This window comes from Priestia megaterium (genome assembly GCF_041941685.1).
In the GTDB taxonomy this organism is placed as follows: Bacteria; Bacillota; Bacilli; order Bacillales; family Bacillaceae_H; genus Priestia; species Priestia megaterium_C.
The window spans coordinates 60362-72690 of sequence record NZ_CP130960.1 but is presented as its reverse complement, the minus strand read 5'-3'; the positions used below and the strand labels follow the sequence as shown (position 1 = coordinate 72690).

Annotated in this window: 10 protein-coding genes, 1 pseudogene and 1 riboswitch; of the genes and pseudogenes, 6 read left to right on the top strand and 5 right to left on the bottom strand. The window is 36.3% G+C overall.

Annotation, left to right across the window (positions count from 1 at the left end):
* The first annotated feature begins 387 nt into the window (after positions 1 to 387).
* Entirely contained in the window at positions 388 to 1281 is an 894-nt protein-coding gene (locus Q5794_RS28395) for a MarR family transcriptional regulator (protein ID WP_374989345.1), read from the top strand.
* A gap of 838 nt (positions 1282 to 2119) precedes the next feature.
* On the opposite strand, the gene Q5794_RS28390 is transcribed toward Q5794_RS28395, so the two are convergent.
* Complete coding sequence (locus tag Q5794_RS28390; RefSeq protein ID WP_374989344.1) at positions 2120 to 2497, bottom strand: winged helix-turn-helix transcriptional regulator; 378 nt, start codon at positions 2495 to 2497, stop codon at positions 2120 to 2122.
* A gap of 113 nt (positions 2498 to 2610) precedes the next feature.
* On the opposite strand from Q5794_RS28390, the gene Q5794_RS28385 reads away from it, so the two are divergent.
* Entirely contained in the window at positions 2611 to 3189 is a 579-nt protein-coding gene (locus Q5794_RS28385) for an NAD(P)H-dependent oxidoreductase (protein WP_374989343.1), read from the top strand.
* A 250-nt stretch (positions 3190 to 3439) separates the two neighbouring features.
* A complete protein-coding gene (locus Q5794_RS28380) occupies positions 3440 to 4057 on the top strand; it encodes an NUDIX hydrolase (RefSeq protein WP_374989411.1) in 618 nt (205 codons plus the stop codon).
* A gap of 344 nt (positions 4058 to 4401) precedes the next feature.
* Here the strand turns inward: Q5794_RS28380 and Q5794_RS28375 are convergent, their stop codons facing one another.
* Genes Q5794_RS28375 through Q5794_RS28365 form a run of 3 tightly spaced genes read right to left on the bottom strand, consistent with a single transcriptional unit; the run spans position 4402 to position 5515 of the window.
* Positions 4402 to 4959, bottom strand: coding sequence for a DUF3231 family protein (locus Q5794_RS28375; protein WP_374989342.1), 558 nt, complete (start codon positions 4957 to 4959; stop codon positions 4402 to 4404).
* A gap of 1 nt (position 4960) precedes the next feature.
* A complete protein-coding gene (locus Q5794_RS28370; RefSeq protein ID WP_374989410.1) occupies positions 4961 to 5230 on the bottom strand; it encodes a DUF3231 family protein in 270 nt (89 codons plus the stop codon).
* A gap of 42 nt (positions 5231 to 5272) precedes the next feature.
* On the bottom strand, positions 5273 to 5515 hold the full coding sequence (locus Q5794_RS28365) for a hypothetical protein (protein WP_374989341.1): 243 nt from the start codon (positions 5513 to 5515) through the stop codon (positions 5273 to 5275).
* Positions 5516 to 5876: 361 nt separating this feature from the next.
* A riboswitch (cyclic di-AMP (ydaO/yuaA leader) is annotated at positions 5877 to 6021 on the top strand.
* A 131-nt stretch (positions 6022 to 6152) separates the two neighbouring features.
* Between Q5794_RS28365 and Q5794_RS28360 the strand changes: the two genes are divergently transcribed.
* Complete coding sequence (locus Q5794_RS28360; RefSeq protein WP_374989340.1) at positions 6153 to 7982, top strand: APC family permease; 1830 nt, start codon at positions 6153 to 6155, stop codon at positions 7980 to 7982.
* 985 nt (positions 7983 to 8967) lie between these two features.
* On the opposite strand, the gene Q5794_RS28355 is transcribed toward Q5794_RS28360, so the two are convergent.
* Entirely contained in the window at positions 8968 to 9333 is a 366-nt protein-coding gene (locus Q5794_RS28355; RefSeq protein ID WP_374989339.1) for a DUF3888 domain-containing protein, read from the bottom strand.
* A 789-nt stretch (positions 9334 to 10122) separates the two neighbouring features.
* Between Q5794_RS28355 and ltrA the strand changes: the two are divergent.
* A pseudogene (gene ltrA / locus Q5794_RS28350) lies at positions 10123 to 11771 on the top strand (group II intron reverse transcriptase/maturase).
* Positions 11772 to 11950: 179 nt separating this feature from the next.
* Positions 11951 to 12325: a hypothetical protein gene (locus tag Q5794_RS28345; RefSeq protein WP_374989338.1), complete on the top strand. Its 375-nt coding sequence runs from the start codon at positions 11951 to 11953 to the stop codon at positions 12323 to 12325.
* Positions 12326 to 12329 lie beyond the last annotated feature (4 nt).

Below are 12329 nucleotides of genomic sequence, written 5' to 3'. Positions count from 1 at the left end.
ATTTTTCTGTATACTTGGTTTTATGATCATTTTATCAATACAATTCTATTTCCTCTTACTTGTATAGTGATGGTAGCCATCATGTTAAGTGCATATGCGTACTTTAAATTTAAAAAAACAAATAATTAATAGTCTCTGGGGCTTATTGATTTCTAATATAGACCCTTCTCCTTTAAAAATTTATGTTTATTTGTCCATTTGAAAATATGATATATTATATACATACCTATAACACGACAAATTGTAACTAATCTAGATAATCACAAATAAAAGCACTACTAATCCATAAAATATGAATACCATCAAAGGCGTTAGTACAGATTACTAACGTCCTTTTTACTGTCTTCTTCATTTTAAGATTTCTGCACGAACCGGAGGGAGATAACATTGAGTAAAAATCAAAAGCTATGGACCAAGGAGGAAGATTTATTCCTTGAAGAACAATATGGGCAGATGACGTTCCAAAGAATTGGTGAACACTTAAATCGTAGCAAAGAATCAGTTAATAAACGAATCATACGATTAGACATTCGTAATGAAGAGAATTGCTTACGTAAGAAATGGACAATGGAGCAGGACACTTTCTTAAAAGAAAACATTGACATCATGAACAATCGGGAAATAGGAAATCATCTAGGTAAGAGCCCTGCTTCTGTTGCTACTCGTATTAAAATATTAAAACTAGTACGAAAAGAAACAATGCGTAGATGGACGGAGCAAGAAGATGAATACCTACTAAAGTATTATGGATATAAATCTTTTGAATCCATATCTAAACAACTACAGCGAAGTGTACAAGCGTTAGAGTCTAGATTAAATCGCCTAGGTTTATATGGAGTAAAAGCCCATACCGGAAATATTACGGTGTATGAACTGGCAAGGTTTCTTCAAATTGATGTTCATACTATCTATAAATGGATTCAAGAAAAGGGATTGACTCATAAAATCACGAGGGCAAAAACACGAAAATTTATAGGAATCGAAGTATCGGCCTTTTGGAAATGGGCTGAGCAGAATAAAGAACTCCTTAACTTTTCTAAGATACCTACAAATACTCTTGTTCCAGAGCCCGATTGGGTAAAGAAACAAAGGAAATATGATTATTTTAATCGTCCTAAGTATGAAAATAAAAAGTGGACAGAAGAAGAAGATGCTCGGCTATGGTATATGTTCTATGAGGAAGGTCGTACTCAACAAGAAATTGGTCAACTAATAGGTCGATCAAGACATGGGGTTCAACGAAGGTTAAACAGATTACGCAAAAAGAAATTAACTCATTAATCTCTATACCTTTTACTTATTTTAAATTATAGAAATATTAATTCAACATAAAAAAATTTAGACGGTTTCAACGTTTATGAGTTGCAAACGATAGCTTTTATAAAGATTCAACAAAGGATTAAAAGAAATATAGATAAATATTTTACATTCATAAAACGAAATAATTGCTTAATTAATGTTTCTTAAATGAAGATTATCTTTGAATAAAAAAGAGCAGCCAAAAAGGCCTCAAGCAGAATACGTAGTACCACTCTAATTGTATATTTCCGATAATAAAAAATTGACCTACTACTATTTTAAAGTGCTTTTTCATATTTAAAGATATAAAATTAGTTTGCATAATAAAAGTTATCGGCAATTGTATGCTAAAAAGCCCTTTTATCAAGGGCTTTTTGCAACTTATAAATTGTAACTTCCTGAATGGTCATACTTTTACGGACGAGATATTTAAATCTATTACAAGATGTTAAAGTAATTATTATCGTTAACAAAATAAAAAGCTGCCTCGTCTGTAAAAACAAGGCAGCCTTTTAAGGTAACTCTATAACTGGAGATAAAGCATAACATATTTTTTCCATAAGTACTATATTTTAATGGACTAGCATATGTATAAAAGGTACGCTTTTAATACATTTTTCTGATTTACATCGCTAAGAGAAACCTTGTGACACCAAGGATGTATAAAAAGCTGCATAATGTAGAAAAGTGAGCCTAATGGGAGCCCTTATGCGAGAAGGGTTCTCTTTTTGCGTGTATTCCGGAAAGAGTGATTATGTTAACTGGATTTGTATATGGTATACATAAAAGACACTAATATATTAATTAGTGTCTTTTATGTTCAAAGCTCTTCTTTTTCCATAGCCCTAACATTATTAATTCTGTTTTTATGCTTTTCTCCCCAGTCTTTCATAAGTAGAATGATTGGTTCTAAAGATCTTCCGAACTCTGTTAGAGAGTACTCTACTTTTGGAGGAATTTCTTTATAGATTTCACGATGAATGATTCCATCTCGTTCCAACTCCCTTAATTGCAAGGTCAGCATGCGCTGCGTAATACCAGGATACAGTTTACGGAACTCATTAAAACGTTTCTTTCCATCAATAAGATGATAAAGTATAATCCCTTTCCATTTGCCGCCTATTACATCCAATGTGGTCTCAACCGGGCACCCTGCCTTACTGGGCGAATAATTAAACCCTACTTTTCGATTCCTCATGCATTTTCCCTCCCGATAGTATACAGTTTTATACTATGTTCAATTAATGTGCGTACTTCCTCTAATTTAGTACAAAATATATAATATAGTCATATTAAAAATGATTAGGAGATATGTATATGAAAACATTAGTGCTTGTTGCACATCCAAATATTGAATCCTCTCGAGTAAATAAAAAGTGGAAGGAATCAGTTTTGAGTATACCAGATTTAACTGTTCATGATCTCTATGAAAAATATCATAATCAACCTATTGATGTGGAATTCGAACAACAACTACTCCTTGCTCATGATCGCATTGTTTTTCAGTTTCCGTTGTACTGGTATAGTAGTCCCCCACTTTTAAAACAGTGGTTTGATGAAGTGTTTACCTTTGGGTGGGCCCATGGCCCCGGCGGGACAAAATTGAGAGGAAAGGAATGGGTAATGGCTATTTCTATCGGTTCTCCTGAACATTCTTATCAAGCCGGTGGATATAATTTATATTCAGTAAGTGAACTAACAAAGCCGTTCCAAGCATCTGCTAATTTAGTTGGCATGATCTATCTTCCTCCTTTCGTTGAATATCGTTCAAATAAAATCAGTGACCAGGAAATCACTCAAAGTGCGATTCGGTATGTAGAGCATATTACAAATATAGAATTAAACCCGAAAATTCGCCTTCGTCACTATTTAAAACAACTAGCTGAATAAAATATTTGAATCTAACTTTAAAAAAATCGGGATAAATAGGCTAACTTTAACGGCAAACTCTTTAAGGGATTAGCTTTTATATAGAAATCAAAGAACACCCTATAGAATAGCAGGGTGTTCTTTAACCTATTCCTAAAATATCCATTATGTCAAATAGGTTTGTATAGGATGAAAATATTAAATGACAACCAAAACACTTAATTCTTCTTTGTGGTAATATTAGGTTATTACTAAGGTGGTGGTGATAATCATAGAACATAAGTGGCTTGATTGGGCGAAGCAACTTCAATCCCTTGCACAGGTAGGATTAGCTTATTCAAAAGATATTTATGATGTAGAGAGATTTGAACTAATAAGAAATATAAGTGTCGAAATGTTATCACAACAAACAGGTATGGAAAAGACAGTCATAAAAGACTTATTTGCAAGTGAAACTGGTTATGCAACACCTAAGGTAGATATTAGAGCCGTGATCTTTAAGGATAACAAAATATTAATGGTTAAAGAAAATTCAGATGGTAGTTGGTCGCTACCTGGTGGCTGGGCTGATATTGGGTTAACTCCAAGTGAAGTAGCAGTTAAAGAGGTAAAAGAAGAATCAGGATTTGACGTGAAAGCTGTCAAATTGTTAGCTGTAACGGATATGAAATGTCATCCACATCCTCCTTCACCTTTTCATATTTATAAAATGTTTATTCAATGTGAAATCATTGGGGGACAACCGATGAAGGGTGTAGAAACAAGTGCTGTGGAATTCTTTGCTGAAAATAAATTGCCACCCTTATCAATAGCTAGAAATACACAAGCACAAATTGAAATGATTTTTAAACATTTATATAATCCTAAAGAACCTGTATACTTTGATTGATTTGTAATAACATTTAAGAACATTTTTAAAAATATATATGCATCTAAAAAGCCTTTGGAATTAGCTATTTCAAAGGCTTTTTTATAATTAGGATTTCCGATAAAGTTGATTATGTTAACTGCCTTTGTATATCATATACAGCTTAAAAAACAGAAAAAACCTACCTTAGAGTTAGGGAGAAGGTAGGTTTTTCTGTTAAAAGAATAGGGATTTTAAAGTTGCTGATGCCTCACGGCGTCTTGGGTAGTTTGCTCAAGTTATCAATAAATTATCTATAACAAAGAAAGACCGCCTAACCTAGAGAAATCTCAAGGTCCCCTTTCTTAAGAATTTCTGTTGACATCTCATTTTATTGGCGCTCCCGGAGCATAATAGTACGGAGGGACTTTAAGCCATCCTCGTTTTTTCACAAGTTCTTTTAGGGTTGCTCCAAATGTCATATATTCCTGCATATATTCAATCCATATCAAAGTAACATCATTGCGTGTGGATTGAATGATGGCATTTGCACAATAGGTAATTAAAATAACCATTTTAATATTAAGGCTGTTTGCAAGTTCATCATCCGTTAACTTGACCCCCAATGGAACATCGCTTGGGTTAGACTGCGGCTTGGATTCACTTAAGGGTGGAATGGGCACTCCCTCTGATAACATAAAGGCAATCATTCGTTCTTTCTGTGATTTGAACATCTTAACTGCTTCATGGAAAGCTTTTCTTAATTCAGGGTCCGTTGTACTGTTAATCCCTGCTTCGGAATGAACTTGTTCGTCAGCTAATTCGGAAAGATAGGACCAGCAGGACATGACTTCCCCCACATGTAAGGGTGATTTGGATTCCTCATCAACATATGATTGGATAATATTTTTAATGACTTTTCCAACATCTGGAATATTTTTCACCTCACTTTTCTGCTTGGGGTAGACCTGCAGGGTGATACGGCGGTGGAACCTTGAGCCATCCCCGTTTTCTCATCAATGATTTAAAGGTTAGTAAAAAGGTTATGTGTTCTTGCAAAAATTCGGCCCACATCAGACTAACATCGCTGCGAAGGGATTGTGACGCTGCCTCCGAACAGTTTGTAATCGCCATGGAGACTTTTTTCTTAAGACTGTTTGCAAGCTCGTTATCCGTCAGCTTAACCCCTAATGGAACACTATGCGGGTCAGAGATTGGTTTGGATTCACTAAGAGGTGGTAACGGAATTCCTTCTGATCACATAAATGCTGAAATTCGCTCTTTCTCTGATTTGAACATGTTGACTGCTTCTTGAAGGGCTTTTCTCAATTCAGGATCCGTTGTACTGTTAATTCCTGCTTCAGTCTGTACTTGTGTCTCACCAGCTAACGCTAAAAATATCCAGCACCCCATAGCCTCACCAATATGAAGAGGCGTTTTATTCTCATCTTTAATAAAAGACTGAACAACACTTTTCAAGGCTTGCAAAAGATCAGGCACATACTCACCTTCCTTTCTTTTTTTTACTTTCCCCTAACGAGGATTTCTAATGCACAGAAGACTTTTTAGTACAACACTTATTAGAAAACGGGCTGATTGGTGAGCCTGTTAGCGTGAAAAAACAGAAAAAGACTGCTTCTTTTGACTAGGAAGAGGCAGTCACTTTCTATACAGTGATTGAAATGTTGTGTTGACGCTTTGTTGGACCTTGAATAGTTTGCTCAAGATATCAAAATTTATTTATCTACATAAAAGAAAAAAACGAATTATATGAAAATTAATTTTAATTGAAACTGCTCTTTACAATTGTAAAATTCAGGCGTATAGTATCTAGCATACATATATGATCTTGCTATTTTCATACCTTTTATCGCTTAATCCACTAAGGAGTGGGGGACCCATTTTTGTGTGCACTTGCACTTGGGGTGAATCCTTCTAAAAGAAGGTAGGGCTACTCTAAAGGCCCGAACCCGACAGCTAACCTCATCAGCGTTTAGAGAGAAGGTTTGCTTTTATTTGTCCAGGAAAGAACACTAAGCAGAACCTTAGTGTTCTTTTTTGTGTTTTTTTTCTGATAAAGGGAATGATGAAAGTGAAATTATATACGTAAATAGCAAAAGTTCCAGGAGGAGTTTAGATGAGTTATTCATCCATAAAACGTTTATTAATTGGAAGGCCACTCAAATCAAAAGAGCTAGGTGAACAAAAGTTAAATAAGGTCAAGGCCTTAGCTATTCTTTCATCCGATGCACTTTCATCCGTGGCATATGGCCCAGAGCAGGTCTTAATCGTACTTGCTACCATTGGAATGATCGCATTTTGGTATTCGATACCTATCGGTATTGGTGTACTTATTCTTTTAACAGCACTTATCCTTTCTTATCGACAAATTATTTATGCATATCCAGAAGGCGGTGGCGCTTATGTTGTATCTAAACATAACCTTGGAGAGAATGCAGGGCTTATCGCTGGGGGATCTCTATTAGTAGACTACATACTAACAGTATCTGTAAGTATTTCATCCGGAACAGATGCGTTAACATCTGCTTTTCCTGCTCTCCATGACTATAGAGTCATCATCGCTTGCTTATTGGTTATTTTTATTATGATTTTAAATTTAAGAGGAGTAACAGAATCAGCTTCTGCTTTAGCATACCCTGTTTATTTATTTGTTCTTGCATTGGTTCTTTTAATAGGAGTAGGCATATGGAAAGTAGCCACTGGTCAGGTCTCTCCTGACGTTCATCCGGCTATTGGAACTGCAGTGCCAGGAATTAGCTTATTTTTACTACTACGAGCTTTTTCATCAGGATGTTCAGCCCTTACAGGCGTAGAAGCTATTTCAAATGCTGTAACAAACTTTAGACAACCGGCTGCAAGAAATGCGGTACGTACGCTTGTTGCAATGGGCATTATTTTAGCTATTTTGTTTTCAGGTGTCATGTTCTTGGCTTATTGGTTTGGAATTGCACCTAAAGCAGAGGAGACGGTTGTTTCGCAGCTTGCTTCCCAAGTGTTGGGACGGAATGGTTTCTATTATTTTGTTCAAGGTACAACTGCTTTGATTTTAGTATTGGCTGCCAATACAGGCTTTTCAGCCTTTCCTTTACTGGCTGTTAATTTAGCTGTAGATAAGTATATTCCTCGTATGTTTACGATACGTGGTGATCGTTTAGGCTACTCAAATGGGATTGTCACACTTGGAATTTCCTCTATTGTGCTCATCATAGCGTTTCACGGTAATACAGAACGGTTAATTCCTTTATATGCTGTTGGCGTATTTATTCCATTTACGTTATCCCAAACAGGTATGATTGTAAAATGGGTAAAAGAAAAGCCAGCTGGCTGGCAGGGAAAATTAGTAACCAATTTTATAGGAGCTTTTATTAGTTTCACAGTACTGATTATTTTCTTTACAACAAAATTTTCACAAGTATGGGCTGTTTTAATCTTCTTGCCTCTTATCGTCTATCTGTTCCACCGTATTAAGAACCATTATGTAGAGGTAGGAAAGCAACTTCGTATCAAGCCAGGAGATAAAGAAGCATTAGCATTAGAAGGAAATGTAGTCATTATACCAGTTGCAGGCTTAACAAGAGCTGTCGAGAATTCAATCAACTATGCAAAAATTATTGGAGACACAGTGATTGCGGTCCATGTGGCATTTGAGCGTGAAAGTGAAAAGAAAATGGAAGAAATATGGTCGGAGCGATATCCTGATATACGCTTAGTTACATTCTACTCACAATATCGAAGCTTAGTTGGACCTCTTTTACGCTTTATTGATCGTGTAGAAGAGCGAGCTGATGATAGCCATATGGCTGTCACCGTTTTAATTCCGCAATTTATCACAAGAAAAAGCTGGCATAACGCATTGCATAACCAATCAAGCTTATTACTAAGAGCACATCTTCTCTATCGGAAAAATGTCATTGTGACAACATTGCCTTATAAATTTAAAAAATAAAGTGAACAAAAAGCCCATTTACTTAATAAGTTGATGGGCTTTATCTTTTCTATATGAATTGTTAATCTAACTAACGCGTTTTTTAATTTTTGATTCAGGTTTGATTAATAGAGAAGATAAAAATTCATAAATAATTGCAAATACCAAGGGCTGTTTACTCTCCTTCAGTTTGTATTTCATTTAGCTCGGATGTAACCATAAAAACAAAGGTTTAAAAATGATTTTTATTACATCGATCAATTGAGAAGATTGCATAGTAACATCATATAGATAGATTATAATAAAAAAAGGATATTTCACATAGTCCTATTTTTAAAAAGTTAGTAAAAAATTTTTCCTCTATTCAAAATGTCTTTGATCTTAATTGTAATTAGTTATAGCTTAGTAGGGTGTCGTTCAGAATGACGTAGGTCCTTTCCAGTTCATAACGGTATAAGTTTACAAATAAAAAGCCCTTATCATAGTAAAAATAGGGCTTTTTAGCATGGGGGTTCCGATAAATCCATTATGTTAACTAACATTATTTGAAACAAAACTTGTCTAAAAACGTATAAAGAGATGATAGAAGAAAGGAATGATACATATAGATGGCTTGTTGCAATCATTGTAATTACAAATGGAATGCTAAGAACGTATGGTTACTTGGTTTCTCTAAGAAAGGAAAAGAGTGTCCTAAATGTAATACAAGACAATTTGTTTCTTTTAAGGATACTGGTCCTTTAATAGGACTAGGTTACTTGAGTGGGATAGTTGCTATCCTCTTTATTATTTTTTTCCCGTTTCTTGTAAAACTAACAGATAAAGAGGAGGCAACATGACAGTAAGTTAGAAGAAAAGTTTCATTTTAAATTCTTTAGATACTTAATTTCTAAAGGCTTTTTATTATCGATTGCCGATAATATTGATTATGTTAACTGGATTTGTATATCGTATGCATATGAAAAATGAAGATTGAAGAACAAGTTCTCTAACGTTTTTTCAGCCGTTACCCTTCAACTTTTAGAACCTTGACCTCATTTTTTAACGAAAATGTGATGACCACAGGGCCTTCAGGTGGATTATGCGGACCTGTAAACGTGTCGTATTTCACCTTCACCACGAAATCATAGTTTGAAAACCCACCCGATACACGCTTCACACTCAAAATATCTGCATTCCACAAACTATAACCACGATCAGGGTATTTCGTTCGAATCGCTTTTTCCGCATAGGGATTCAGCAGCATCAAAAAGGCATCATAGAAATCCGTATGCTTCTGCTTAATGGACAGTTGGGGAGCAGCTTCTGTATAAGTGACCATTCCTCCTGCTAACCATAGGACAAGAGCTGTGGCGGCCATTAATCGTTTCATCCGTTATCCTCCTCTCAGTACTTGTTTCAGCTAGTTTCCCCTTGAAAATATGGACGATACGGAACTTTTAAAAATGATTTTAGAGTCTAGGTTTTATGCAAACATACCAGGATAAAGGACAAACTAAAAAAAGAAGACGACTATTTATATAGCCGCCTTCTTTTTTGTACCGATAACGCACATTATGGTGCGACAAGAAGTCGCTTTCTCACAGTGTAGCTAACGCTACTCATCTAGACGCGGAGATGATCTCCATCCGAAACGGCATTCTTGGTAACGAGTCTGTCGGTTGCATGAGGAAATGCGGAAACAGAGGACAAATGCATGGTCCAGAATACTGCTAGGAGAAGATAGGTATGGTAAACGAAAGTGAAGGTTTGTAAGCTTCGTAAGCGTTAGCTCAAGATAATGCATAGTTTTGCTTGGGTCTTGGCAAGAGGAAAAGTAGAATCATAATGCTACTCTGATGCGTCCCGCATCTTGCCCGGAGTAAAGAACCTACCTCCCCCTATCGCATCTGTAGAAAGTGGAACTTGGTAAGCCCTATGTCATCTGCGCAAGCAGTAGGATGACTGCAAAGTCAAACGACGTGACAGAGGGTATGGGATATGAGAAAAAGCGAAAGCCGTCACCCTGAAAAGGGACAGGAAAGCAGGAACACTGTATAACTGGACGGATACTGTCCGTCTTCACAGACAATGGCAGGCTCGAAAGAGTGCCCACTTCTCATGGGTCTTCAACACGAAAATAAATTTGTGGCTATCTTCTAACGAAAAGGAGCGTGCTGTTATGAATACCTCTCCACGAGCGTCGGCGCACGTCTCGCATAAAGGTTGGTATTCTATTGATTGGAATACTATACAACACTATGTAACGAAGTTACGACAAAGAATTTATCGTGCCGAACAACAAAATCAACGAAGAAGAGTAAGGAAACTTCAACGTTTACTCCTCCGGAGTAAAGCCAATTTATTACTCTCCATTCGCAGAGTGACGCAACAAAATACCGGTAAGCGAACACCTGGTGTAGACGGCTATACGGCCTCACAACCAAACGAACGTATCAAACTGTATCAAGAACTATTAAGACGGAATGTTTTTCAGCATCGCCCAAAGCCAGCGAAACGAACGTTTATCACTAAGAAGAATGGGAAATTAAGACCTCTCGGTATCCCGACGATACGGGATCGGGTTTATCAAAATGTCGTAAAGAACGCACTAGAACCGCAATGGGAAGTCAGATTCGAAGCCAGTTCCTACGGTTTCCGCCCTAAAAGAAGCACTCATGATGCCATCAGCAATCTCTTTAACAAGCTCAATATGAATAGTAAGAAAAAGTGGGTGTTTGAAGGAGATTTCCAAGGGTGTTTCGACCATCTCAACCATAATTGGATAAGTAAACAAACGTCTATGTTTCCAGGAAACACGCTGATTGGAAGATGGCTCAGGATGGGATATATGGAGCAAGGTATGTTTCACAACACAATGGAAGGAAGTCCTCAAGGAAGTGTAGCTTCCCCCTTCTAGCTAATATCGCGCTAGATGGAATGGAAAAAGAGATTGGTATTGTTTACCGAAAGACATACAAATCAGGCACGGGCTACAAGATTGATCCAAAGTGTAAGATGGGGCGTGTCGCTTACGCAGATGACTTCGTCATCGTAACGGAAACTAATGAGCAAGCTCAACTTATGTATCAAAAGTTGGCTCCTTATTTAAAAAGGCGTGGGATTAACTTGAGTGTTGATAAAACAAAAGTAACGCATATCGAGAATGGGTTTGATTTTCTCGGTTTCTCACTTCGTCAATACAAGACTGAGCAAGGAAATAAGTTATTGATCAAACCTAGCAAAGATAGCATCAAAAAAGCAAAAGGTAAGATAAAAGATACGTTCGCAGTGATGCGAGGACGACCAGTAAAAGAAATCATACGCGTCTTAAACCCTATTATTCGTGGTTACGGACAGTATTGGAAACATGTCGTATCAAAAAAGACGTTTGGGTATATGGACAATTACGTTTTCTTAAAAATAAGAAAACACCTTAGACAATTGCATCCAAAGAAGTCGTGGAAGTGGATTCGAGAGCGTTATTTTAAGAAACCCCACCACGGAGGAAATGATAGATGGATTCTCACATGTCCACTTACCAATATCCAGTTGTTAAAGATGTCTTGGATTAAAATAGAGCGTCATGTGATGGTAGCCTATAAAAACAGCCCAGATGATCCTAGTCTAAAAGAATATTGGGAAAAGCGAGACCGTAAGGTCTTTAATCATGAAAATACGCTAGACAGGATGAAACTCGCAAGAAAGCAAGGATATCGTTGTGCAATGTGTAAGTACACTCTACAAAATGGAGAAAAGGTTACGGTACGAAATCTAGAAGCTTCTACAGGTAAAGCCGTTAAATTGGTACATATACCTTGTATTAAATAAAAGAGTTGTTTGGATAAAAAGAAGGCTTGAGCCGTATGACGGGAAATCTGTCACGTACGGTTCTTAGGGGGGCGGGCGCTCGTGAGAGTGCCCGCCTACCCGACAAAACTAGAAATAAACAAAGAGTACAAGGAGTATATATGGTAACATGAACAAATTAAATAAAGAGGTGAGATATCTTGAAAGTAAGTGTTACTAAGCTATCAACAACTATACTTTTTGTCGTACTTATAGTTTCTTTTATGTTATATATTACAGTGCAAAATAATATACATACACGTGAAAATACAATTAAAGAATATCTTAGCAATTTATCTACAACAACTGACTTAGAAAATAAAAGCATAGCCCATATATTAGATACAAATAAAAAGAATACATTTTTCTTACTCCTTAAAACAAATACTTCTGATAAAAACAATATTTTGGTTCCCATTGGTTTAAAAAAAGACTTACTAGGATGGAAAAGTTTTGACCCAGATCCCTATGCTAAGGCTGACCTTAGCCAATATAAAATTAATCAAAAATTCTTTAATCTACCCGACAAGAAATAAATTT